Source organism: Pseudomonas sp. IzPS59, assembly GCF_014863505.1.
GTDB classification, from domain to species: Bacteria; Pseudomonadota; Gammaproteobacteria; order Pseudomonadales; family Pseudomonadaceae; genus Aquipseudomonas; species Aquipseudomonas kribbensis.
Genome location: NZ_CP062251.1, coordinates 4,009,707 through 4,035,211, shown reverse-complemented (window position 1 = coordinate 4,035,211; position 25,505 = coordinate 4,009,707). Strand labels below are relative to the sequence as shown.

Genomic DNA, 25,505 nt, shown 5'->3' with positions numbered 1-25,505 from the left:
TAGCATCGATTGCATGACCTAAACAACCTCTGCCACAGAAGGTAATTGCTCATGGATTTCGCTTATTCGCCCAAGGTTCAGGAACTGCGTGAGCGCGTGACCGCGTTCATGGACACTTACGTTTACCCGGCCGAAGCCGTATTCGAACGGCAGGTTGCCGAGGGCGACCGCTGGCAGCCGACCGCAATCATGGAAGAGCTCAAGGCCAAGGCCAAGGCCGAAGGGCTGTGGAATTTGTTTCTGCCTGAGTCGGAACTCGGCGCCGGCCTGACCAACCTCGAATACGCGCCATTGGCGGAAATCATGGGCCGTTCGCTGCTCGGCCCCGAGCCGTTCAACTGCTCGGCGCCGGACACCGGCAACATGGAAGTGCTGGTGCGTTACGCCAACGAAGAACAGAAACAGCGCTGGCTCGAACCGCTGCTGCGCGGCGAGATCCGCTCGGCGTTCGCCATGACCGAGCCGGACGTAGCGTCTTCAGATGCCACCAACATGGCCGCCCGTGCCGTGCGCGATGGTGACGAGTGGGTCATCAACGGCAAGAAATGGTGGACTTCCGGCGCCTGCGATCCGCGCTGCAAGATCTTGATCTTCATGGGCCTGAGCAACCCCGACGCCCCGCGCCACGCCCAGCACTCGATGATTTTGGTGCCGGTCGACACCCCCGGCGTGAAGATCGTCCGTCCGCTGCCGGTGTTCGGTTACGACGACGCACCCCACGGTCACGCCGAAGTGCTGTTCGACAACGTGCGGGTGCCGTACGAAAACGTCCTGCTCGGTGAAGGACGCGGCTTCGAAATCGCTCAAGGTCGCCTTGGCCCAGGCCGGATTCACCACTGCATGCGTTCGATCGGCATGGCCGAACGTGCGCTGGAACTGATGTGCAAACGTTCGGTGAGCCGCACCGCGTTCGGCAAACCGCTGGCGCGTCTGGGCGGTAACGTCGACAAGATCGCCGACTCGCGGATGGAAATCGACATGGCTCGCCTGCTGACGCTGAAAGCGGCGTACATGATGGACACCGTGGGCAACAAGGTCGCCAAGAGCGAAATCGCGCAGATCAAGGTCGTCGCGCCGAACGTCGCGTTGCGGGTGATCGACCGGGCGATCCAGATTCATGGCGGGGCAGGGGTGTCGAACGATTTCCCGCTGGCCTACATGTACGCCATGCAACGCACCCTGCGCCTGGCCGACGGCCCGGACGAAGTGCATCGTGCGGCGATCGGCAAGTTCGAGATCGGCAAGTACGTGCCGAAGGAAATGCTGCGTAGCGAGCGCTGATTCAGCACCTGTTCGGTCCCACGCAAAACGTGGGATCGGACAGCGTCAGCTCAGTAAACCCACACCTCAACCCGCCGATTCTTGATCCGGCCTTCATCCCCGCTGTTGGTCGCCACGGGCATCAGCGCACCAAACCCGCGCACCTCGCGCAACACCACGCCGTTCTTCACCAGCTCCCGGCGTACCGCCATCGCCCGCAGCTTCGACAGCAGATCCGCCCGGGCCGGGTCGTCCTTGGCGTCGCCGAATCCCACCAGTGTTACCGCGCGGTCGGTCTTGTCGTGGTGCTTTATATAGTCGAACACCCGGGCCAGATCCTGGCGGGCCTTGTTGTCGAGGCTGGCGCTGCCTTCTTCGAAACGGAAATTCACCGTAAGACGCTGGGCGTGGCGGCTGAGGGATTGATAACCCTCGGGCATCAGCGCATTCGGCGTGACCGAGATGGCGTGCACGGTCTGGGCGATAAAGCCGTTGGCCGCGACAATCGCCTGGCCCTGACGGCTTTGCGCAAAATCCACCAAGGCGGTGGCCCACGGATTTTGATTGTCGGGTGGCAAATAGAAGAACAGCCGGCGGGACAGCGGATAGTCTTCGGTGGCGATCAGGCTGGCCAGTGGCAGCATGGCCTGGGATTGCCCGTCGACGATGGCCACGGCCTTGGCCTGCCGCACATAGGGCAGGCCGATAAAGCCAATGCCTTGTGGATCGGCGCTGACCGCATCGGACAATTGCTCGCTGGACTCGAAACGTTTCGCCGAACTGTTCAGAGTTTTCCCACGACGGCTGAGGACAAGTTCCTTGAACGTGTCGTAGGTGCCGGACTGATCATCCCGCGCATACAGATGAATTGTCCCACCCTTGCCGCCGAGTTCTTCCCACGTCTTGGCCTCGCCGCTGAAGATCCGCGCCAGTTGCTCGGTGTTCAGTTGATTCAGCGGATTGTCGGGGTGAAGGATGATCGCCAGGCCATCGATGGCGATGACCTGCTCGGCGCCGGGGCTTTTCAGATCGCCAAGCGAAACAAGGCTGGCGAGTTCGCTGTCCTTGATCGGGCGCGAAGACGCAGCGAGATCGGCACTGTTGCTTTTGAGTGCCGAGAAACCGGTGCTGGAACCATGGGCGGCGATTTCCACCACCACACGTTTACCTTGAGCCGTGAGGCCGACGACCCGTTGTTCGTTGGCGGTGTCCGGGGTTTCGCTGTGGACTTTCACCAGCCCCTGTTCTTCCAGCAGTCCCTCAACCAGTGCCGGGCCGAGGGCCGCACCGATGGTGTTGGAACCCTGGATGCGCAATACCGGGCCGTTCTCGGGAATGGGCAATGCCGCGGCCGAAACCTGCAGCCAGGCACTCAGGAGAAAGACGAACAGAACGCGCAGGGTCATGCCGGCACCGAATGCAGCCAAGGGGATTGCCGGGGAGATTAAGTCAGGGACGTTTCTGAAAGATGACAGTGCTCAGGCTGTGGGAGCGAACTCCCACAGCCATTTACGGTGATTGCGCTATCAGCTCAATTCCAGCCAGATCGGCGCATGATCCGAAGGCTTTTCCATTCCGCGCAGTTCATAGTCGACACCGGCGGCTTTCACCCGTGGCAGCAAACCATGGGACGCCAGAATCACATCGATCCGCAGACCACGCTTCGGCTCGTCTTCAAAGCCGCGGCTGCGGTAGTCGAACCAGCTGAAGACGTCGGCCACGTCCGGGTTCAGGTGACGGAAGCTGTCGGTCAGGCCCCAGTTTTTCAGGCGGGCCATCCACTCGCGCTCTTCCGGCAGGAAGCTGCATTTGCCGGTTTTCAGCCAGCGCTTCATGTTGTCCGGGCCGATGCCGATGTCGCAGTCTTCCGGGGAAATGTTCACGTCGCCCATCACCACCAGCGGCTGTTCATTGTTGAACTGGCTTTCCAGCAGCGTTTGCAGATCGCTGTAGAAGCGCTGTTTGGCGGGGAATTTGGTCGGATGATCACGGCTTTCACCTTGTGGGAAATAGCCGTTCATGATCGTCACCGGCACGCCGTTGGCGTCGGCGAAGGTGCCCCAGATAAAGCGCCGCTGCGCGTCTTCTTCATCGGTGGCGAAGCCTTTGTGCACGGCAATCGGCTCCTGGCGCGAGAGCAGGGCAACGCCGTAATGGCCTTTCTGGCCGTGGAAATACACGTGATAACCCAGGGCCCGCACTTCTTCCAGCGGGAACTGGTCGTCGTGGACCTTGGTTTCCTGCAGGCCGATGACGTCCGGCTGATGCTTTTCGATCAGCGCCGCCAGCTGATGCGGGCGGGCCCGCAGTCCGTTGATGTTGAAGGAAACGATCTTCATGGTCGGCAGTCCTGGCAAAAGGGCGATGCTAGCTGACATGTAGGATCTGGGCCAGCGTGGCGGTAGTCCATATGCGCTGCTAATGTCTTTCGGGTGTGGGAACGATCCCTTCAGCCCAAGGCTCGTATAACAAGAACGGGGCCTGTTGAGTCCCGTCCAGGGAGAATCACCGTCATGCCTGAAACCTCGACCGCCATCGCCGACATCCACATGCTCGACCGCGGCTATTCCCGTGAAGCGCGATCCTTGCTGTATCAGGCTTACCGTCATGAGCCGACCTTCGCTTATCTGTTCGAGGCCGAACGCCCGGGTTACGAGCAACGGGTGCGTGCCACGGTGCGGGAACTGGTCAAACAGCATTTCCTGCAGGATCTGCCGGCCATCGGCTTGTTGGTCAATGATCGGTTGATCGGCATCGCCCTGATCGCGCCGCCACAACGGCGTCTGGGCGTCACCGAAAGTTGGGCCTGGCGTTTGCGCATGGTGTTGAGCACCGGTTTCCGCTGTACCCGGCGTTATCTGGAGTATCACGCCGCCGTTGAAGCCTGTGTGCCGACCGACTCGGTGCACATGCTGCCGCTGCTGGGGGTTCATCCACAGTTTCAGGGCAAACACTTCGGTGAACAGCTGCTGCAAGCGGTGCACAACTGGTGCGCGGTGGATGAAAGCTCCCAGGGCGTGATCCTCGATACCGGCAATCCGCGTTACCTGGAGTTTTACAAACGTCAGGGGTATGAGGAGATCGGCGAAGTCGCCGTCGGCCCGGTACGTGAGCACGTGTTTTTCCATGCCAATCCACAGGTGTTGCAAACTGCAACGGCATAACCATCGAACTTTTTCAGAAAAGTCTGGTTCTATCACGCTCCCAAGCACGTGATAGCATCCGCCCCTATGAAGTTTCCAGGAAGATTTACCAGTGGCGTGCTCATGCTGTTAACCAGCTGCGCGGCGCTGGCGCAAAGTGAATTGGATGTGCGGGTCAAACCGTCCAACGATGAACTCAAGGCCAATATAGAAGGCTATATCGGCAGCCTCGGCGATCGTGACGAAGAAGCCTTGCAGCGCTTCAGTCGCGGTGCCGAAGAGCAGGCGCGCAAGGCCGCCCAGGCCTTGGGCTACTACCAGCCGCAGATCGACAGCGAAGTGAAGGGCGGTGAAAAGCCGCGCCTGGTGCTGAAGATCGATCCCGGCGAGCCGATTCGCCTGCGCAATGTCACCGTGCGGGTCGACGGACCCGCTGCCGCCCTCAAATCCTTTCGTGTACCGAAAAGCGACGTGCTCAAGCCCGGCGCGGTGCTCAACCATGGCCGCTACGAAGACGCCAAGCGCCTGATCCAGAATCAGGCCTCGCGTTTCGGTTTCTTCAGTGGTCATTTCACCAGCCAGAAACTGATGGTCGATCCCCGCGCCGGGGTCGCCGATGTCGAATTGATCTACGAAAGCGGCCCGCGTTATGCGCTGGGCAAGGTCAGTTTCGAGGGCGATACACCGTTCGACGAAGACCTGCTGCAACGCATGGTGCCGTTCAAACCGGGTGAGCCTTACGACTCCGAGCTGATCGCCGAACTCAACCGTGACCTGCAATCGAGCGGCTACTTCGAAGGCGTGCGGGTCGACGCGGCGCCGACCGCCGCCAAGGACGACGTAATCCCCGTCGCGGTCAAACTCGACACCCGCAAGCCGCGCACCATGGGTCTCGGCCTCGGTTACTCCACCGACGTCGGCCCGCGGATCAAGGCCAACTGGACCCGTCACTGGGTCAACCCGCAGGGCGACAGTTACGGCTGGGAGGCCGAGCTCTCGGCGCCACGGCAGAACGTCGGTCTGTTCTACGACATTCCGCTGGACCCGCCGTTGACCGACAAACTGCGCTGGGCCGGCGGTTATCAGTACGAAGACATCGACGGCTCCGACACCCTGAGCAAACTGCTGACCTTCGGCCCGGAATGGCACAGCAAGCTGCCCAGCGGCTGGCAGCGGGTGATCTCGCTGAAATGGCAGCGCGAGGAATACCAGCTCGGTGACGACTCGGGCCTGAGTACCTTGCTGATGCCCGGCATCAGTTACTCCTACCTGAAAAGTGACAATCGCATCGACCCGCACAACGGTTATCGCCTGACCTTCGAAAGCAAGGTGGCGAAAGAAGGCCTCGGTTCGGACAACAACCTGTTGTACGGCACGGCGCTGATCAAAGGCCTGACCACGGTGTTCGACAATCACCGGTTCCTTGGACGTGTCCAGGTCGGTGGCAGCGCCACTAACGGTTACAGCTCGGTGCCGCCCTCGCTGCGGTTCTTCGCCGGTGGCGACCAGAGTGTGCGTGGTTACGACTATCAGAGCCTGTCCCCGGAGAACTCCAAAGGCGACCGCATCGGTGGGCGCTACATGGTGGCCGGCAGCGTCGAGTATCAATACTCGATTGCCGAGAAATGGCGGGTCGCGACCTTCGTCGACCAGGGCAACTCTTTCAACAAACTCGAACTGCCGAACCTCAAGACCGGGGTCGGTATCGGTGTGCGCTGGGTCTCGCCGGTGGGGCCGATCCGCCTCGACCTGGCCCATGCGCTGGACGACGATGGCGGCATCCGGCTGCACTTTTCCATGGGGCCTGAGCTGTGAAGCGTGGTTTGAAAATTTCGGCGCTGGCGCTGTTGTCGCTGGTGCTGCTGATTGTATTGAGTATTGCCGCTGTACTCGGCACCCAGGCTGGCAGCCGTTGGGTGCTGGGTCTGGTTCCGGGTTTGAGTGTCGATAATTTCCAGGGTCGCCTCGGTGGACAGTGGAGCGCCGATCATTTGCTCTGGCAACAGGATGGCAGCCGCGTCGAGCTCAACAAGCCGATCTTCGAATGGTCGCCGCTGTGCCTGACACGCATGACGCTGTGCATTGAGCAGCTCAAGGCCGATCAGGTCATTCTGCAATTCCCGCCCGGCGAAGAAACCACCGACAGCGGTCCGATCAAACTGCCGGACCTGCAATTGCCGGTGGCCATCGAGCTGGGTGACGTGCAGGTCGGCAGCCTGCTGTTCAACGGAAGCGAACAGCTCAAAGGCCTGCAACTGGCGGCGCACTGGACTGCCAAGGGCATGCAGATCGACAGCGTGAAACTGCAGCGCGACGACCTGAGCCTGAATCTTTCCGGCCTGTTGCAGCCCACCGGTAACTGGCCGTTGAACATTGCCGGTGATCTGACCTTGCCGTCACCGGGCACCGGTCCATGGACGCTGGGACTGAAAGTCGATGGCGATCTGCTCAAGACCCTCAACCTGCACGCCGACAGCCGTGGCTACCTCGACGGCCAGTTGAGCGGCGAGCTGCAACCGCTGGCGGAAAACCTGCCGGCCAAGGTGCGCATCACTTCGGAAGCGTTCAAACCGAGCGCCGACCTGCCGGACACTCTGCAACTCAATCAACTGGTATTGACCGGCGAAGGCGACCTGAAAAACGGTTACCAATTGCTCGGCAATGCGACGCTGCCAGCCGACAAAGGCCCGGTAGCGCTGTTGCTCAAAGGCAAGGTTGACGCCAAGGGTGCGCAAGTCGCCGGCCTCGACCTGACGGCCAATGACAAGCAAAGCCTCAAACTCACTGGCAATGTCGATTGGAGCAAAGGCCTCAGCGCCCAGGCCAACATCAATTGGCAGGATTTCCCGTGGCATCGGCTCTATTCCGAGATCGACGAGCCGCAAGTCGCCTTGCGCACGTTCACTGGGGAAGTCTCCTACACCGACGGCCAATACCTCGGCAATTTCGCCGCCGCACTGGATGGCCCGGCCGGGGCGTTCAGCCTGAGCAGTCCGTTCAGCGGCAATCTCAAGCAGATCTTCTTGCCGCAATTCAAGCTCGAAGCGGGGCAGGGCAAGGCCGAAGGGCATGTGAACGTGCAGTTTGCCGACGGTATCGCCTGGGACACGGCACTGGAACTGTCCGCGCTCAACCCGGCTTACTGGATGGCGGAGCTGCCGGGCACACTGGCCGGGCCGCTGAAAAGCACGGGCGAAATGAAGAACGAGCGCCTGAGCTTCAACGCCGACCTCGATCTCAAAGGCAAACTGCGCGGGCAACCGGCGGTGCTGCAAGCCAAGGCTGATGGCGCTGGCGAGCAGTGGAATCTGAATGCCCTGCAAATCCGCCTCGGCGACAACAGCATCAACGGCAAGGGCAGCCTGCAACAGAAGCTCGCCGGGCAGATCGACATCAAGCTGCCGCGTCTGGCCCAGCTCTGGCCGCAACTGCGCGGGCAGGTCAACGGTCGGGTCGATGTCGCGGGTACGCTGAAAGCCCCGCAAGGCAAACTCGATCTGCAAGGCTCGCAACTGGTGTTCCAGGACAATCGCCTGCAAAGCCTCAACCTCGATGCCACCCTCGACAGCGCACAGCGGGCGAAAATCGATCTGAAGGGCAGCGGCATCCAGGCTGGCGACACGAACCTGGGTGTGCTGACCGTCAGCGCGCAGGGCGATATCAAAAATCAGAAGCTCAACCTCGATCTGCTCGGGCCGAAGCTGAAACTCGCACTGGGCCTGGACGGCAATCTGGATAAAGGCAACTGGCGCGGGCGTCTGGCCAGCGGTGACATTCAGGCCGGCGGTCAGGACTGGAAGCTGCAAAACCCGGCGAAACTCGAGCGTCTGGCCGACGCCAAGATCAACTTCGGCGCCCATTGCTGGATGTCCGGCAATGCCAGCCTGTGCGGCGAAGACCAGCGCTTGATGCCGGAGCCGAAGCTGCGTTACCACCTCAAGCAATTCCCGATCGAAAGCCTGGCGCAATGGCTGCCCAAGGATTTCGCCTGGCAGGGCAAGCTCAATGCCGACCTGCAACTGGACCTGCCGGCCAGCGGCCCGAACGGCCAGATCAGCGTCGATGCCAGCGGCGGCACCTTGCGCATGAAGGAAAAGGATCAGTGGCTGGACTTCCCGTACCAGACCCTCAAGCTCACCAGCAAACTCACGCCGAAGCGCATCGACACCGACCTCAACTTCGTCGGTGGCAAACTTGGTGAGCTGATGGTGCAGGCACAGCTCAATCCGCTGCCGAAGAACAAGCCGCTGAATGGCTCGTTCCGTCTCAGCGGGCTGGATCTGTCGGTGGCGCGGCCGTTCGTGCCGATGGTCGAGAAACTCACCGGGCGCCTGAATGGCAGCGGCACGATTTCAGGCGGCCTGCTCGCGCCACTGGTCAACGGCACCGTGCAACTCAGTGACGGTGAAGTGTCCGGCCCGGAACTGCCGTTGCAGTTGCAGGATCTGCGACTGCAAGCGGTGATCGCCGGCGAATCGGTGCGCCTGGACGGCGGCTGGAAGAGCGGCAAGACCGGGCAGGGCAGCCTCAGCGGCAACGTCGCCTGGGGCCAGGCGCTGATGGTGGATCTGGCGCTCAAGGGCACGCAACTGCCGGTCACCGTCGAGCCCTACGCCAAGCTTGAAGTGGCGCCGGACCTGAAGATTTCCATGGCCGGCGACGAACTGGCGATCGCCGGCAAGGTGCTGGTACCCCGAGGCGAAATCACCGTGCGCGAGTTGCCGCCATCGACGGTGAAAGTCTCCGATGACACGATCATCGTCGGCGCGCAGACCGAAGAGGGCAAACCACCGATGGCCATGAAGATGGACATCGACGTGGTGGTCGGCGAGGACAAACTGAGTTTCGCCGGCTTCGGCCTGACCGCCAATCTGCAAGGCCATGTGCACATCGGCGACAACATGGACACCCGTGGTGAACTCTGGCTCAACGACGGGCGCTACCGTGCCTACGGCCAGCGCCTGACGGTGCGCCGTGCGCGTCTGTTGTTTGCCGGGCCGATCGATCAGCCGTATCTCGACATCGAAGCGATTCGCCAGACCGACGACGTGATCGCCGGCATCCGCCTGAGCGGCAGCGCCGAGCAACCGACCACGCAGATCTTCTCGGAGCCGGCGATGAGCCAGGAGCAGGCGTTGTCCTATCTGGTGCTGGGGCGTCCGCTGAGCAGCAACGGCGAAGACAACAACATGCTCGCGCAAGCGGCGCTGGGTCTGGGGCTGATGGGCAGTTCCGGGGTGACCAGCAACCTGGCCAAGGATCTGGGCATCCAGGATTTCCAGCTCGACACCCAGGGTAGCGGCAACACCACCAGCGTGGTGGCCAGCGGCAATATCTCGGAGAAGCTCAGCCTGCGTTACGGCGTCGGCGTATTCGAGCCGGCCAACACCATCGCCTTGCGCTACAAGTTGAGCAAAAAGGTCTACCTCGAAGCCGCCAGCGGCGTGGCCAGTTCGCTGGACATCTTCTACAAGCGGGACTTCTAGACCGCGTTCCCACAGAGCCGGATCGTGTCACCACGATCCGGCTTTTTTTTGATGTATTAGACTGACCTCAGCTTCAAGGCTGCAGATGGCGACTGCCCGAAACGTCCCCGGGGGCACCCATGGTCCGTTTGAGTATGGTTTTGCTCGGTAACGACTTTGTCCGCCGGCGCTGGTCAGCACTGGCGCTGACCGGTGTTGTCTGGGGCGCGGCCGGAGTGGCGATCTTCATCGATGCACTGGACGGCGTTCTGTACTTCCCGCTGCATGTGTTCGGCTATCTGTTGTTGCTCGAGGCCCTGATCATTCTGCTGGTGCCGGCCCCGCAAACCGGCACGGCGGCGGCTTTGCGCAAGGCGCGGGGGCTGGCTTTTCTGCTGTTGGGGCTGCTGATTGTCGATCGGCAACATGCTGCCGGCCTGATTCTCGCGGTGCTGTTCGGTGCGGCTTTTCTGCTCGACGGCGGTTTTCGACTGGCGGCTGCGGTGGTGGTGCGCTTCGTCGGTTGGCAAATGTCACTGCTGGCGGGGTTGTTCGAGATCGGCTTCGCGCTGTTCATCCTCGAGCCGTACCCGACGCTTTACAAGGGGACGGTGCCGTTCTGCATTGGCATGAGCATTTTTCTTTCGGGCTGCGCCTTGTTGCAGCAGGCCTTGCGGTTCAGGAACGGGCATACGCCGGTGGCACCTTCCCCGGTGTACGCACCGGCAAACGGTGGCGCGTTGGTGATCCACGTCTGGACGCCCAGCGGTACGGTTGACGACACCCTCGTGCGTAACCGGTTGCTCAACCGTTACATCGCCGCCGTCGACAACAATGGCGTTATTTCCGCCGGTCATGCGGCACTGGAATATGGGCCGAACCTCTATATCAGCCATTACCCGCTGGACGATATCGATCGTTCGGCGGGGGATTTCGTGCGGTTGCTGCGGGCCACGCCGAACAACGATGTTCCCGGCAGGTTTCTGCAGGACTATGCGAGCGAAGTTGCCGACTGGTGCCCGTCGTCGGTTCAGGTCAGTTTCGTGCACTACGATGCCGCACGGCTTCAGGCGTTCTGGGCGGACTATCGGCAGAACACCACCTACAACCTCACCAGTCGCAATTGCTCGAGTGCCGTTGCGCACAGCCTGGAAGCGGCGCTGGAAGGCGCGATGAACCGGGGGCATTCGAGCATGCTGGATTTTGCCCGGGTCATCATCAGTCCTGAATTCTGGGTCGCGGCCCAGGTGCGCAAGCGCGCCGAGGCCATGGCCTGGACGCCGGGGTTGGTGCTCGATTATGCGTTGGCATTGCACGCGGCCATCGAACCGGCACCGCCGGGCTGGCACGGCATTTACGCGGGAGCCCGACGCGCCTGCGGTTATGTGGCGACCGCTTTGCGTGGACAGGAAGTCCATCCCCTTCAGCCACCCTCGATGAATCATCCCTCCGACAAATCCTGAACCACTTCATGCCGAGTCGCTGCCCGGCAGAAAAACCCAGTCCGCTGGTCAAGTAATTACAAAGCAACCTAACTATTACGTTGACATTCGCTGCCTAGGCAGTAACATCTCGACATACATTCACTGCCTAGGCAGTTATTAGGTGCGCACATGAAGCATTTCACCCCGGACGAATTCAAGCATTGCCATCTCGGCCTGTTGCTCGGCCGTGCAGCCTTGCTCAAGGACAGGATCATCGACACCCACATGGAACCCCACGGCATCACCGCCGCGCAGTTCAAGGTGTTGATCATCATGGCCCAGTACGGCGTCGACACCCCGGCCGAGCTGTGCCGGCACCTGTCGCTGGACAGCGGTTCGATGACCCGCATGCTCGACCGTCTGGAGCAGAAAGACTTCCTGGTGCGCCAGCGCAGCGAAGGCGATCGCCGTCAGGTGCAGTTGAAGCTCACCGGGCAAGGTCAGGCGCTGGCCGATCGTCTGCCGCACATCGGTGCCGACGCCATGAACGAGTTGGCCGGCGGCATTACTCCGGACGAGTTGAAAACCCTGGAATACATCCTCAAGAAAATTTTGCTGGCGGCCGGTGACCCCATCACCATCCAGCGGTTAGGTGAACACAATGAGCGGTAAAACCTTGCGCAGCAGCCTGACACTGGTGCTGTCGGCGATGATTCTCGCCGGTTGCGCCAACTACAGTGGCCTCGATACCCATGGCAAAAACCTTGATGCGAAAGACCTCAAGGTCGGCCAGTCCCTCAATGGCGTGACGCTGTCGCCGGCCGCGTGGCCGAAGAGCGACTGGTGGACCAGCCTCGGCGATCCGCAACTCGACGGCCTGATCCGCGAAGCCCTGCACGACAGCCCGGACATGCAGATCGCCGACGCCCGCGCCCATCAGGCCAGCGCTGCCGCGTATGCCGCCGATGCCGAACGTTATCCGACCCTCGACGCCAGCGCCGGCATTACCCGTTCGCGTCTGGCCAAGGATCAGGACCCGCGAGGGCAGGGCGATGCCTACGCCACTACGCGCAACATCAGCGCCGGTTTCAATTACAACTTCGACCTCTGGGGCGGTCAGCGTGACGCGTGGGAAGCTGCGCTCGGTCAGGCTCGTGCTGCCGAAGTCGACCGTCAGGCCGCGCAATTGACCCTCGCCGCCGACGTGGCCCGGGCCTACAGCGATCTGGGTCAGGCCCATATCGTTTATGACCTGGCCAACGAAGACCTCAAGCGCACCAAGCAGATGCTCGACCTGAGCCAGCGTCGTTTGAGCTCGGGGATCGACAGCCAGTACCAGTTCCAGCAGACCCAAAGCCTGGAAGCCAGCTCCGAAGCCAGCCTGATCGACGCCGAGAAGCGCCTGAACAGCGCGAAGATCGCTCTGGCCGTATTGCTCGGCAAAGGCCCGGATCGCGGCAACGAAATCGCCCGGCCGAAAGTCCTGCAGGCCAGTGCCGTCGCTGTGCCCTCGGTACTGCCGGCAGAATTGCTGGGCCGTCGCCCGGATCTGGTCGCCGCGCGCTGGCGTGTCGAGGCCGCGAGCAAGGACATCGACTCGGCCAAGACCCGCTTCTATCCCAACTTGAACCTGTCGGCCACCGCTGGTGCCGAATCGTTATTGGGTGACGCGATGTTCGGTTCCGCCAGTCGTTTCTTCAATATCGCCCCGACCATTTCGCTGCCGATCTTCGACGGTGGCCGCCTGCGCGCCAACCTCGACGCTCGCGACGCCGATTACGACCTGGCCGTGGCGCAGTACAACAAAAGCCTGGTGAAAGCCCTGGGCGATGTCGGCGACACCATCAACCAGTTGCGTGACATCGGCCGGCAGATCGGCGCCCAGCAGCACGCGACCGAGATTGCCCAGGATTCTTACAACACCGTGGTCCAGCGTTACGGTTCCGGAATCGGCAACTACCTGGACGTGCTCAGCATCGAGCAGCAATTGCTGCAGGCCCAGCGTCAGCTGGCGACCCTGAATGCCGAGCAGATCGACCTGTCGATTCAACTGATGCAAGCGCTGGGTGGCGGCTTTCAGGGGCAGACCCTGACCGCCGCCAACGCCAGCCCAGCCACCACGCACAACTAATTCAAGGTATTTGTCATGGCCACTGCCGAAAACACTCAAGCTCAAGACAACACCCCCGACACCGGCAATCCGCGCAAACGTAAAGTGATGCTGCTGGTACTGGCCGTCGTGGTTGCCCTCGCCGGTGCCGGCGTCTGGGCGTATCACGAATTCATCGGTCGCTGGAACGAAAGCACCGACGACGCCTACGTCAACGGCAACGTCGTGGAAATCACCCCGCTGGTGACTGGCACCGTGGTCAGCATCGGCGCCGACGATGGCGATCTGGTTCACGAAGGTCAGGTACTGGTCAACTTCGACCCGAACGACGCCGAAGTCGGCCTGCAAAGTGCCCAGGCCAAACTGGCGCGCACCGTGCGTCAGGTTCGCGGTTTGTACAGCAACGTCGATGGCATGAAGGCCCAGGTCAACGCGCAACAGGCGAACGTGCAGAAAGCCCAGGACAACTACAACCGCCGGAAAAACCTCGCCGCCGGCGGCGCGATTTCCCAGGAAGAACTGTCCCATGCTCGCGATGACCTGACCTCGGCACAAAACGCCCTGGCCAACGCCCAGCAGCAACTGAAAACCACCAGCGCGCTGGTGGATGACACCGTGGTTTCGTCGCACCCCGACGTGATGTCGGCCGCTGCCGATCTGCGTCAGGCTTACCTGACCAACGCTCGCAGCACGCTGATCGCACCGGTTACCGGTTACGTCGCCAAGCGCACCGTGCAGCTCGGCCAACGCGTACAGCCGGGCACCGCGCTGATGGCGGTGATTCCGCTGGATCAGCTGTGGATCGACGCCAACTTCAAGGAAACCCAGCTGCGTGACATGCGCATCGGCCAACCGGTGGACATCGAATCCGATATCTACGGCAGCGACGTGAAATTCAGCGGCACCGTCGACAGCCTCGGCGCGGGCACCGGCAGTGCGTTCGCTCTGTTGCCGGCGCAGAACGCCACTGGTAACTGGATCAAGATCGTGCAGCGTGTACCGGTGCGGATCCACATCAACGCCGAAGAACTGGCCAAGCATCCGCTGCGCGTCGGTCTGTCGACCAATGTCGAGGTCAACCTGCACGACCAGAGCGGCCCGGTACTGGCCCAGCAGCCGCCGCAACAGGCCTCGTTCAGCACCAGCGTCTACGACCGCCAACTGGGCGAAGCCGACGCGATGATCGCGCAACTGATCCACGACAACAGCGCTGCAGTCAGCAAGACCGCGCAACGCTGATTCGCCCTTACTCCGACCCTGTGGGAGCGGGCTTGCCCGCGATGACGGCGCAACATTCAACACACATGTCGAATGTGAATCCGCTATCGCGGGCAAGCCCGCTCCCACAGGGCACAGCGTCAACCCGGTTCCAAAGGATTCGCGATGAGCAATAACGCCTCTTTTTCGCCGCCCAGCCTGTTGCTCAGCACCATTGGTCTGTCGCTGGCGACCTTCATGCAAGTGCTCGACACCACCATCGCCAACGTGGCGCTGCCGACCATTTCCGGCAACCTCGGCGTGAGTTCGGAGCAGGGCACCTGGGTCATTACCTCGTTCGCCGTGAGCAACGCCATCGCGCTGCCGCTCACCGGCTGGCTGAGCCGGCGTTTCGGCGAGGTGAAGCTGTTTCTCTGGGCCACCATGCTGTTCGTGCTGGCCTCGTTCCTCTGCGGCATTTCCACTTCGATGCCTGAGCTGATCGGCTTCCGTGTCCTGCAGGGGCTGGTGGCCGGGCCGCTGTACCCGATGACCCAGACGCTGCTGATCGCGGTGTATCCGCCCGCCAGACGAGGGATGGCCCTGGCGTTATTGGCGATGGTTACGGTGGTGGCGCCGATTGCCGGCCCGATTCTCGGCGGCTGGATCACCGACAGTTACAGCTGGCCGTGGATCTTTTTCATCAACGTGCCGATCGGCGTGTTCGCGGTGATGGTGGTGCGTTCGCAACTGGCCAAGCGTCCGGTGGTGACCAGCCGTCAGCCGATGGACTACGTCGGGTTGATTACGCTGATCATCGGCGTCGGTGCGTTGCAGGTGATTCTCGACAAAGGCAATGACCTGGACTGGTTCGAATCGAACTTCATCATCATCGGCGCGGCGATTTCGGTGATTGCTCTGGCAGTGTTCGTGATCTGGGAAATGACCGACCGGCATCCGGTGGTCAATCTGCGCCTGTTCGCCCACCGCAACTTCCGCATCGGCACGCTGGTGCTGGTGTTGGGTTACGCCGGGTTCTTCGGCATCAACCTGATCCTGCCGCAGTGGTTGCAGACCCAGATGGGCTACACCGCGACTTGGGCCGGTCTGGCGGTGGCGCCAATCGGCATTCTGCCGGTGGTGCTGTCACCGTTTGTCGGCAAGTACGCGCACAAGTTCGACCTGCGCCTGCTGGCCGGGCTGGCGTTCCTGGCGATCGGCCTGAGCTGCTTCATGCGTGCCGAGTTCACCAGCGAGGTGGACTTTCAGCACATCGCGCTGGTGCAACTGTTCATGGGCATCGGTGTGGCGCTGTTCTTCATGCCGACCCTGAGCATCCTGATGTCGGACCTGCCGCCGAGCCAGATCGCCGACGGCGCCGGTCTGGCGACGTTCCTGCGGACACTGGGCGGCAGCTTTGCGGCGTCGTTGACCACGTGGATCTGGATTCGCCGGGCGGACCAGCATCATGCCTACATGAGTGAGAGCATCAGCACCTATGAGCCGACGACCCGGGAAGCGCTGAACAATCTGGGCGGGGCGGGGAATCCGGCGTATGCGCAGCTGGATCATGTGCTGACCAGTCAGGCGTATATGCTTTCGACCGTGGATTACTTCACGCTGTTGGGGTGGGGGTTCATGGGGTTGATCTTGATTGTCTGGCTGGCCAAGCCACCGTTTGCTGCTAAAGCAGGTCCTGCTGCGTCCGGGCACTAAGATCAAAAGCCCCTCACCCTAACCCTCTCCCGGGGGGAGAGGGGACTGACCGAGGCGTTCTTTCGAGGTACGCCGACCTGACAGATCGAGTTGAACACAGGCCCTGAATTGCGAATTTGCGAAACAGAGTCGAACTCAGATTCTGAAAACTACGAAGATCGGCTCCCTTTCCCCCTCGCCCCCTTGGGGGCGGTCCGACGTTTCGGGAGGGCTGGGGTGAGGGGGAGCGATCTTCAGCCGTGCGGCAATGCCAGCGGCGGCGCGAAGTCGAAAGGCGCCAACACAAACCCGTTCTCATCCACCTGCAACGTCCAGCCCTGACGATCCCAGTCTCCCAGCACAATCCGCTTCGCCGCCTGATCGCCGATCTGCAACTTGTGGATGGCCGGGCGGTGGGTGTGCCCGTGGACCAGGGTTTTCACCCCGTATTCCTGCATGATCCGCGGAATTTCTTCCGGCGTGACATCGACGATGTCATTGGCCTTCATCCGCGTCTGCGCCCGGCTCTCACTGCGCAACTTGCGCGCCAGTTTGTGGCGGGTGCTCAACGGCAGGTGCCGCAGGATGAACAGAGTCACCGGGTTGCGCAGGTAGCGACGCAGCTTCATATAGGCTTCGTCGCGGGTGCAGAGGCTGTCGCCGTGCATCAGCAGCACCGGCTCGCCTGCGAGCTGCACGACACTCGGATCCTTCAACAGCGTGCAGCCGGCTTCCTTGCAGAAAGCCTTGCCGAGCAGGAAGTCGCGATTGCCGTGCATCAGAAATATGGCCGTGCCGCTGTCGCTCAATTCGCGCAGGGCCTGGCAGATGGAACGCTGGAAGGGTGTCATGGCATCGTCGCCAATCCACGCCTCGAAAAAGTCGCCCAGAATGTACAGAGCACTCGCCGAGCGGGCGCGTCCGGCGAGCAAATCCAGAAACGCCCGGGTGATGTCCGGGCGCTCCTCTTCCAGATGCAAGTCTGAAATCAGCAATATCACGCTTCGATGATCTCGGCTTTCTCGATGATCACGTCGTCGCTTGGTACGTCCTGGTGGCCAGCCTTGGAGCCGGTCGAGACTTTCTTGATGCTGTCGACCACTTCAGTACCGGCGGTCACTTTACCGAATACCGCGTAGCCCCAGCCTTGAACGTTCTTGCCGCTGTGGTTCAGGAAGCTGTTGTCGGCCACGTTGATGAAGAACTGCGCGGATGCCGAATGCGGCTCCATGGTGCGGGCCATGGCGATGGTGTACTTGTCGTTGGAAAGACCGTTGTCGGCTTCGTTCTGAATGCTTGGACGCTTGTCTTTCTTTTCCTTCATGCCTGGCTCGAAACCGCCGCCCTGGATCATGAAGTTACCGATGACACGGTGGAAAACGGTGTTTTCGTAGTGACCGGCTTTGACGTATTCGATGAAGTTGGCCACGGTGATCGGGGCTTTTTCAGCGTTCAGTTCGATGACGATGTCACCGTGGTTGGTGGTCAGTTTGACTTGAGTCATGGTCAGTACTCTTCATAAGGAATTCGTGGTCTTGGAGCCTCACACCCCGCAACCGGTTCAGCCTGCTTCGGCCAAGGAGCGCAGTTTAGCGTGACAGGCGCGAATTTCGAGGCTGTTTTTCAATTGCCGGCGATTAAATGCATACCTTTATAAGAGCCTGCTCTGTCAGCCCCTTGACAGCATCGGCTATGATAGCGGCTTTGTTTTGTCTGGCCCCCTTTGCGGCCGCGCACATGTAAGTCAAGGATCCTATGAGCAAGCCCACTGTCGACCCTACCTCGAATGCCAAGTCCGGCCCTGCCGTGCCGGTCAATTTCCTGCGGCCGATCATCCAGGCAGACCTGGACTCGGGCAAGCACACCCAGATCGTCACCCGTTTCCCGCCTGAGCCCAACGGCTACCTGCACATCGGCCACGCCAAGTCGATCTGCGTGAACTTCGGCCTGGCCCAGGAGTTCGGCGGCGTCACGCACCTGCGTTTCGACGACACCAACCCGGCCAAGGAAGACCAGGAATACATCGACGCGATCGAAAGCGACGTCAAATGGCTGGGCTTCGAATGGTCCGGCGAAGTGCGCTACGCCTCGCAATACTTCGACCAGTTGCACGACTGGGCCGTCGAGCTGATCAAGGCCGGCAAGGCCTACGTCGACGACCTGACGCCTGAGCAGGCCAAGGAATACCGCGGCAGCCTGACCGAGCCGGGCAAGAACAGCCCGTTCCGCGACCGTTCGGTGGAAGAGAACCTGGACTGGTTCGCCCGCATGCGCGCCGGTGAGTTCCCGGACGGTGCCCGCGTGCTGCGCGCCAAGATCGACATGGCCTCGCCGAACATGAACCTGCGCGACCCGATCATGTACCGCATCCGCCACGCTCATCACCACCAGACCGGTGACAAGTGGTGCATCTACCCGAACTACGACTTCACCCACGGTCAGTCGGACGCCATCGAAGGCATCACCCACTCGATCTGCACCCTGGAGTTCGAAAGCCATCGTCCGCTGTACGAGTGGTTCCTCGACGCACTGCCAGTGCCGGCGCACCCGCGTCAGTACGAATTCAGCCGTCTGAACCTCAACTACACCATCACCAGCAAGCGCAAGCTCAAGCAACTGGTCGATGAGAAGCACGTCAATGGCTGGGACGATCCGCGCATGTCCACGCTGTCGGGCTTCCGCCGCCGTGGCTACACCCCGGCGTCGATCCGCAACTTCTGCGACATGATCGGCACCAACCGTTCCGACGGTGTGGTCGACTTCGGCATGCTCGAGTTCAGCATCCGTCAGGACCTGGACGCCAACGCTCCGCGCGCCATGTGCGTGCTGCGTCCGTTGAAGGTCGTGATCACCAACTACCCGGAAGACCAGGTCGAAAACCTCGAACTGCCGCGTCATCCGCAGAAAGAAGAACTCGGCGTGCGCCAGCTGCCGTTCGCCCGTGAAATCTACATCGACCGTGATGACTTCATGGAAGAGCCGCCAAAAGGCTACAAGCGCCTGGAGCCGAACGGCGAAGTGCGTCTGCGTGGCAGCTACGTGATCCGTGCCGACGAAGCGATCAAGGACGCCGACGGCAACATCGTCGAGCTGCGTTGCTCCTACGATCCGGACACCCTGGGCAAGAACCCTGAAGGCCGCAAGGTCAAGGGCGTGATCCACTGGGTGCCGGCCGCTGCCAGCGTCGAGTGCGAAGTGCGTCTGTACGATCGCCTGTTCCGTTCTCCGAACCCGGAGAAGGCCGAAGACAGCGCGAGTTTCCTGGACAACATCAACCCTGACTCACTGCAAGTGCTGACCGGTTGTCGTGCTGAACCCTCGCTGGGCAATGCACAGCCGGAAGACCGTTTCCAGTTCGAGCGTGAAGGCTACTTCGTCGCGGATATCAAGGACTCGAAACCAGGTCATCCGGTATTCAACCGTACCGTGACCCTGCGTGATTCGTGGGGCCAGTGATCAAGTCTTAAGGAACCATCGTGCTTTCGATCTACAACACGCTCACCAAGAGCAAAGAAGTCTTCAAGCCGCTGGATGGCAACAAGGTGCGCATGTACGTCTGCGGGATGACCGTGTACGACTACTGCCACCTGGGCCACGGCCGCAGCATGGTCGCGTTCGACCTGGTGACCCGCTGGTTGCGGTTCAGCGGTTATGACCTGACCTACGTGCGCAACATCACCGACATCGACGACAAGATCATCAACCGTGCCAACGAGAACGGCGAGTCGTTCGAAGCGTTGACCGAGCGCATGATCGCCGCGATGCACGAAGACGAAGCGCGTCTGAACATCAAGAAGCCGGACATGGAGCCGCGCGCCACGGATCACATCCCTGGCATGCACGCGATGATCCAGACCCTGATCGACAAGGGTTTCGCCTACGCCCCGGGCAATGGCGACGTGTACTACCGCGTCGGCAAGTTCATGGGCTACGGCAAGCTCTCGCGCAAGAAGATCGAAGACCTGCGCATCGGTGCGCGGATCGAGGTCGACGAAGCCAAGGAGGATCCGCTGGACTTCGTGCTGTGGAAAGGCGTCAAGCCGGGCGAGCCGAGCTGGGAGTCGCCGTGGGGCGCCGGGCGTCCGGGCTGGCACATCGAGTGCTCGGTGATGTCCACCTGCTGCCTCGGTGAGACTTTCGACATTCATGGCGGCGGCAGCGACCTCGAGTTCCCGCACCACGAAAACGAAATCGCCCAGAGCGAAGCGGCCACCGGCAAGACCTACGCCAACGCGTGGATGCATTGCGGCATGATCCGTATCAATGGCGAGAAGATGTCCAAGTCCTTGAACAACTTCTTCACCATTCGCGACGTGCTCGACAAGTACCACCCGGAAGTCGTGCGTTACCTGCTGGTGTCGAGCCACTACCGCAGCGCGATCAACTACTCGGAAGACAACCTCAAGGACGCCAAGGGCGCACTGGAGCGTTTCTACCACGCGTTGAAAGGTCTGCCGAGCGTTGCTCCGGCGGGCGGCGAAGCCTTCGTCGAGCGTTTCACTACGGTGATGAACGACGACTTCGGCACGCCGGAAGCCTGCGCGGTGCTGTTCGAGATGGTGCGCGAGATCAACCGTCTGCGCGAGAGCGATCTCGATGCGGCGGCCGGTCTGGCGGCACGCCTGAAAGAACTGGCCAGCGTGCTGGGTGTGTTGCAGCTCGAAGCCGATGACTTCCTTCAGGCCGGCGCCGAAGGGCGTGTCGATGCAGCCGAAGTCGAAGCGCTGATCGCTGCGCGTCTGGCGGCACGTGCCGGCAAGGACTGGGCCGAATCCGACCGCATCCGCGACCAGCTCACCGCCATGGGCGTGGTGCTGGAAGACGGCAAGGGCGGCACGACCTGGCGTCTGGCTGACTGATTGTTGTGTTTGGCTTCAAAACAAAACCCGCCTTGTGCGGGTTTTTGTTTTTCTGCTGTTCAGGTGGTGTTGCTTTTACTCTGCGCGTAGGTCTTGATGACTGACGCGACCAACATGGGCAGCAGCCCTTGTAGCGGGATGCTGGTCGGCGACGTTTATGGGATGGAGAAATCATGGCAAACCACTATCGCGAACTCCTGACAACCCCCGGCGCAACGGGGTTGGTGCTCGCGAGCGCTATCGCACGATTACCGCAGGCGATGATCGGCATTGGCATCATTACCATGTTGGTGGAGCAAACCGGTATCTACTGGCTGGCCGGTGCAGTCGCCGGAACGTTCACCCTCGCCAATGCACTGATCGGCCCGTACATCTCGAAACTCGTCGATCAGCGTGGCCAGAGCCGTGTGCTGCCTGTCGTGACGACTTTCAGCATCGGCATGCTGCTGGCGCTGATCTTTGCCGTCTATATGAGAGCACCGGCGGCATTACTTTTTGTTCTGGCTGCATTGGCGGGCACCATGCCGAGCATGCCGTCGATGATCCGTGCCCGCTGGACGCAACTGTTCCGGGGCAAGCCGCAGCTGCACACGGCGTTCTCCCTGGATACGGTGCTGACCGAACTCGCTTACATCATCGGCCCACCCCTGGCGATCGGTTTGAGCGTGAGTCTTTTTGCCGAAGCCGGGCCGCTGGTCGCAGTCGGGCTGCTGGCCGTCGGGGTGACGGCGTTTCTCCTGCAGCGTCAGACCGAACCCAAGGTTGTTGTGGGCCATACAAGGCATACAGGTTCAACCCTGCTGATTCCCGGCGTTCCCACCATCGTGCTGGCGCTGTTGGCGATGGGCGCAATCGGAGGCTCGATCGATGTCGCCGTCGTCGCCTTCGCCAATGCGCAAGGCTGGCCTGCCTCAGCGACCTTCATCCTCGCCGCCTATGCGTTCGGCTCACTGGTGGCGGGCCTGACGTTCGGTGCCTTGAGGGTTACCCTGCCGATAGAGAAGCAGTTCTTTATCGGGATATTGGTCACGGCCATCACAGGCGTATTGCCGCTGTTCTCACCTGACGTTTATGTCCTCTCGGCGATGCTGTTTATCGCCGGCATATCCTTTGCGCCAACCATGGTCGTGGTCATGAAGCTGGGGACGATCATCATCCCGCCGTCGAGGATTACCGAAGGGCTGACATGGATGACCACCGGCATCAGCATCGGCGTCGCCCTGGGTGGTTTGCTCTCGGGTTTGATCGTTGATGCCTATGGCGCTCGGGCCGGTTTCGGCGTCGCCGTTTTCGCCGGGCTGGGGATGCTGATAGTGGTGCTGGCCGGGCTGCGTACCTTGGGTGCCGTATCAACGAGTGTTGAACCGACCTGCCAGTAACCTGCGTTGTATGAAGCCACAAAAAACAAAACCCGCACCAGGCGGGTTTTGTTTTTTGCGGCGGGCCTTAACTCAAGAGCCCGGTGCTGACCGCGACAATCAGGAAAATCCCCAGTACTGCGCGGTAAATCACGAATGGCCAGGTGGAGAATTTCTCCAGAAACCGCATCAGGCCCCAGATCGCGAAAAACGCCGAGATACTGGCAATCACCAGCCCGAAAATCAGGTGTGCCCAGGCTTGCGCCGGCAATTGCGCATGGAACAACACCCACAACTCCTTCAACCCCGCCAGCGCGATGGCCGGCAGCCCGAGCAGGAAGGAGAAGCGTGCTGCTTCCTCACGTTTGAAGTTAAGGAACAACGCCGCCGTCAGCGTCGACCCGGAGCGCGAAACGCCGGGAATCAGCGCCCCGATCTGAGCGATACCCACGATCAGCGCATCGCGCAGACGCATTTCGCCCACTGTGCGGCGATGGCGACAGGTGAGTTCGGCGATGGCCAGCAGCACCGCCATCACCACGCAGGAAATCCCGATCACCATCAAACCGCGCAACGGCGAGTTGCAGGCATTGAGCGTCGACGACAAGGCGATGCCGGCAATACCGATGGGGATAGTCGCCAGCACGATGGCTACCGCGAGGATGAACCATTGATTGTTGAAATCCCGTTGTCGCACTGCCTCCAGACTGCCGGTCGCGACCTGTCTCACATCGCGCCAGAAATAACTGACCACCGCCGCCAGTGCGGCCAGTTGCATGGCGGCGGAAAACGCCGAGCCGGGATCCGGCCAGCCAAGAAGGGCCGGAACGATGCGCATGTGGGCGGTGGAGGAAACGGGCAGCAATTCGGTGATGCCTTGAATGACGCCGAGGATGCCGATCTGCAGGTAATCCAGCGAGGCGAAGCCGATATCAAGGCCGGTAGAACAGATGTTGGTCAAAGAACTTACCCTGTGAGGATCAGGAAGAGGGGGCGAAAACCTGAAACATTTCGTCACAGTCTAGCTGGTACGGTCAATGGGTGCAGTGAAGGGTTTTTTAGGGGGGCGGGACTGACGCCTTCGCGAGCGGCAGTCAGCCTTCAGCCTGGCGCAAGCGTTTATAAAGGGTATTGCGGCTCACCCCCAACCGCCGAGCCAGATGGGAAATATTGCCCCCTGCCGCCTGCAGTTCCCGATTCAACGCCTCGCTGTCATTCAGATCGATACCCAAGGGCTCTGGCGTTTCCAGCGGCTCCATCTCCAGATCGACAAAGAAATCATCCGGTAAATGCTCAGGTCTTACCGGTTGCTCTTCGGCCATGGCCAGCGCCACCTGCATCACGCTGCTGACCTGGCGCAGATTGCCCGGCCATGGATGCCGGTCGAACAATTCCAATACTTCGCGACTCAATCCCGCCCATTGCGTCGGTTCGCGATGTTGTTCCCACAAGCGCTTGAACAACGCTTGTTTGTCACTGCGTTCGCGCAGCGGTGGCAGTTCCAGGGTCAGGCCGCCGATGCGGTAGTACAAATCCTCGCGAAAGCGCCCCAGTTGCACCTGTTCGCGCAACGAGCGGTTGGTGGCGGAGATGATCCGCAGATCCACCGGAAACAACTCGCTGCTGCCCACCGGTTGCACGCAACGTTCCTGCAATACCCGCAACAGGCGGGCCTGGGTCGGCAGCGGCATGTCGCCGATCTCGTCGAGGAACAGCGTGCCCTTGTCGGCCTTGCGGATCAGGCCGATGCTGCCTTTCTGGTTGGCGCCGGTGAAGGCGCCTTTCTCGTAGCCGAACAATTCGGACTCCACCAGTTCGGCGGGGATCGCTGCGCAGTTCACGGCGATGAATGCCTGTTTGCTGCGGGAACTGGCGTGGTGCAGGGCTTTGACGAAGACTTCCTTGCCGACGCCGGTTTCTCCGTGGATCAACAGCGGAATGTCTTTTTCCAGCAGGCGCTCGGCCTGACGCACGGCTTTTTCCACGCGGCTGTCGCCGAAGTGCAGGGTGCTCAGGCTGATTCCCGTCGGTGCGGCGACTTTCGGTTCGGTGGGTCCGGACTCCGCAAACACTCGTGCTTGAATGGGTGCCTGCTTGGGCCGCTTCAACAGGCACTGGAATCGATTGCGCCCCGACGTCTGCAAGGAAAACGGCAACCCGTCCGGCTGATTCAGCAACTCCAGCAACGACACCTTGAACAGACTCTCGACACTCACCCGCGACAGCCGCACGCCCAACAAATTGTCGGCCCGGCGGTTGGCTGACAGCACCTGACCGCTCTCATCGAAAATCAGCAAACCCGCCCATTGGCTGTCGAGGTTGTTCAACCCGGTGTTGAAGGTCAGTTGAAAATGCTGGCCATGGAACAGGTTGAGGATCAGCCGGTTCTCCACGGTCTGGCTCATCATCTTGACCATGCCGAGGGTGTGGGAGGGCGGCAGGTAGCTGTCGCTCGACACATCGAGCACGGCGATGACCTTGCGCTCGGCGTTGAAGATCGGCGCGGCGGAGCCGGTCATGAAACGGTTGGCCTTGAGGAAATGCTCGTCGTGCTCGATATGCACCGCCTGCTCGCAGGCCAGCGCCGTGCCGATGGCATTGGTGCCGCTGGCGTGTTCCATCCAGCTTGCCCCGGCCTGAAAACCCCGTGCCAGATTAGGCTCGATAAAGCGCTGGGTGCCCCAGGACGTCAGCACCTGGCCCTGATTGTCGGCCAGCATGATCAGGCAGTTGGAGTTGCTCAGGATATTCTCGTAGTACGGCAGCACTTCCTGATGGGTGGTCTGCACCAGCGAATGGTGACTGTCGAGCAACTGCGCGATACCGGAGGCGGGCAACTGGTCGAATGCCGGTGCACTTTGATGCTTGAGACCGAAGGCGCGGCAACGGGACCAGGAGTCCTGGACGATGGCTTCGTGGGAAAGCGGCGGGGCAGGTGCGGACATGGCAGTCAGCCTCTGAAAGCAGCGTTTTTATTATTGTTATGAGGCCCCT

18 protein-coding genes are annotated in these 25,505 nt (G+C 61.2%); 12 read left to right on the top strand and 6 right to left on the bottom strand.

What is annotated here, in order from left to right:
- Positions 1–51 precede the first annotated feature (51 nt).
- Complete coding sequence (locus tag IF189_RS18045; protein WP_041075051.1) at positions 52–1,281, top strand: acyl-CoA dehydrogenase; 1,230 nt, start codon at positions 52–54, stop codon at positions 1,279–1,281.
- Positions 1,282–1,331: 50 nt separating this feature from the next.
- On the opposite strand, the gene IF189_RS18040 is transcribed toward IF189_RS18045, so the two are convergent.
- Positions 1,332–2,666 (bottom strand): substrate-binding domain-containing protein, encoded by a 1,335-nt coding sequence (locus IF189_RS18040; protein ID WP_192553594.1) that lies wholly within the window; start codon positions 2,664–2,666, stop codon positions 1,332–1,334.
- A 120-nt stretch (positions 2,667–2,786) separates the two neighbouring features.
- A complete protein-coding gene (gene xthA, locus IF189_RS18035; RefSeq protein ID WP_085712430.1) occupies positions 2,787–3,599 on the bottom strand; it encodes an exodeoxyribonuclease III in 813 nt (270 codons plus the stop codon).
- A gap of 174 nt (positions 3,600–3,773) precedes the next feature.
- Between xthA and IF189_RS18030 the strand changes: the two genes are divergently transcribed.
- The 8 genes from IF189_RS18030 (at position 3,774) to IF189_RS17995 (ending at position 16,315) form a co-directional block, all read left to right on the top strand.
- Positions 3,774–4,424: a GNAT family N-acetyltransferase gene (locus tag IF189_RS18030; RefSeq protein ID WP_085712429.1), complete on the top strand. Its 651-nt coding sequence runs from the start codon at positions 3,774–3,776 to the stop codon at positions 4,422–4,424.
- 66 nt (positions 4,425–4,490) lie between these two features.
- A complete protein-coding gene (locus IF189_RS18025) occupies positions 4,491–6,218 on the top strand; it encodes an autotransporter assembly complex protein TamA (RefSeq protein WP_119428995.1) in 1,728 nt (575 codons plus the stop codon).
- Positions 6,215–9,889: a translocation/assembly module TamB domain-containing protein gene (locus tag IF189_RS18020; protein ID WP_192552016.1), complete on the top strand. Its 3,675-nt coding sequence runs from the start codon at positions 6,215–6,217 to the stop codon at positions 9,887–9,889. Before IF189_RS18025 ends, IF189_RS18020 begins: the two co-directional genes overlap by 4 nt.
- 119 nt (positions 9,890–10,008) lie before the next feature.
- Positions 10,009–11,331 (top strand): hypothetical protein, encoded by a 1,323-nt coding sequence (locus IF189_RS18015; protein WP_192552015.1) that lies wholly within the window; start codon positions 10,009–10,011, stop codon positions 11,329–11,331.
- Between the two features lie 150 nt (positions 11,332–11,481).
- Positions 11,482–11,964, top strand: coding sequence for a MarR family winged helix-turn-helix transcriptional regulator (locus IF189_RS18010; RefSeq protein ID WP_085712425.1), 483 nt, complete (start codon positions 11,482–11,484; stop codon positions 11,962–11,964).
- Positions 11,954–13,423, top strand: coding sequence for an efflux transporter outer membrane subunit (locus IF189_RS18005; protein WP_134827388.1), 1,470 nt, complete (start codon positions 11,954–11,956; stop codon positions 13,421–13,423). The genes IF189_RS18010 and IF189_RS18005 overlap by 11 nt, the downstream gene beginning before the upstream one ends.
- A gap of 15 nt (positions 13,424–13,438) precedes the next feature.
- Complete coding sequence (locus IF189_RS18000) at positions 13,439–14,641, top strand: efflux RND transporter periplasmic adaptor subunit (protein WP_085712423.1); 1,203 nt, start codon at positions 13,439–13,441, stop codon at positions 14,639–14,641.
- A 144-nt stretch (positions 14,642–14,785) separates the two neighbouring features.
- On the top strand, positions 14,786–16,315 hold the full coding sequence (locus IF189_RS17995; RefSeq protein ID WP_134827386.1) for a DHA2 family efflux MFS transporter permease subunit: 1,530 nt from the start codon (positions 14,786–14,788) through the stop codon (positions 16,313–16,315).
- Between the two features lie 233 nt (positions 16,316–16,548).
- Here IF189_RS17995 and lpxH read toward each other — a convergent pair whose 3' ends face one another.
- Both lpxH and IF189_RS17985 read right to left on the bottom strand, forming a co-directional pair.
- Positions 16,549–17,295, bottom strand: a complete 747-nt coding sequence (gene lpxH, locus IF189_RS17990; RefSeq protein WP_134827385.1) for a UDP-2,3-diacylglucosamine diphosphatase — start codon at positions 17,293–17,295, stop codon at positions 16,549–16,551.
- Complete coding sequence (locus tag IF189_RS17985) at positions 17,292–17,798, bottom strand: peptidylprolyl isomerase (protein WP_085712420.1); 507 nt, start codon at positions 17,796–17,798, stop codon at positions 17,292–17,294. The genes lpxH and IF189_RS17985 overlap by 4 nt, the downstream gene beginning before the upstream one ends.
- A 251-nt stretch (positions 17,799–18,049) precedes the next feature.
- Between IF189_RS17985 and IF189_RS17980 the strand changes: the two genes are divergently transcribed.
- From IF189_RS17980 to IF189_RS17970, 3 genes are all read left to right on the top strand, one after another.
- Positions 18,050–19,750 (top strand): glutamine--tRNA ligase/YqeY domain fusion protein, encoded by a 1,701-nt coding sequence (locus tag IF189_RS17980; protein ID WP_134827384.1) that lies wholly within the window; start codon positions 18,050–18,052, stop codon positions 19,748–19,750.
- Positions 19,751–19,770: 20 nt separating this feature from the next.
- Positions 19,771–21,153 (top strand): cysteine--tRNA ligase, encoded by a 1,383-nt coding sequence (cysS, locus tag IF189_RS17975; protein ID WP_134827383.1) that lies wholly within the window; start codon positions 19,771–19,773, stop codon positions 21,151–21,153.
- Positions 21,154–21,326: 173 nt separating this feature from the next.
- Positions 21,327–22,532 carry an MFS transporter gene (locus tag IF189_RS17970; protein WP_134827382.1) on the top strand — a complete coding sequence of 402 codons (1,206 nt, stop codon included), beginning with the start codon at positions 21,327–21,329 and terminating at the stop codon, positions 22,530–22,532.
- 67 nt (positions 22,533–22,599) lie between these two features.
- Here the strand turns inward: IF189_RS17970 and IF189_RS17965 are convergent, their stop codons facing one another.
- Positions 22,600–23,472, bottom strand: coding sequence for an undecaprenyl-diphosphate phosphatase (locus IF189_RS17965; protein ID WP_085712416.1), 873 nt, complete (start codon positions 23,470–23,472; stop codon positions 22,600–22,602).
- 133 nt (positions 23,473–23,605) lie between these two features.
- The gene (locus IF189_RS17960; RefSeq protein WP_192552014.1) at positions 23,606–25,456 is read right to left on the bottom strand and encodes a sigma-54-dependent Fis family transcriptional regulator; all 1,851 of its coding nucleotides are present in this window, start codon (positions 25,454–25,456) and stop codon (positions 23,606–23,608) included.
- Between the last annotated feature and the right edge of the window lie 49 nt (positions 25,457–25,505).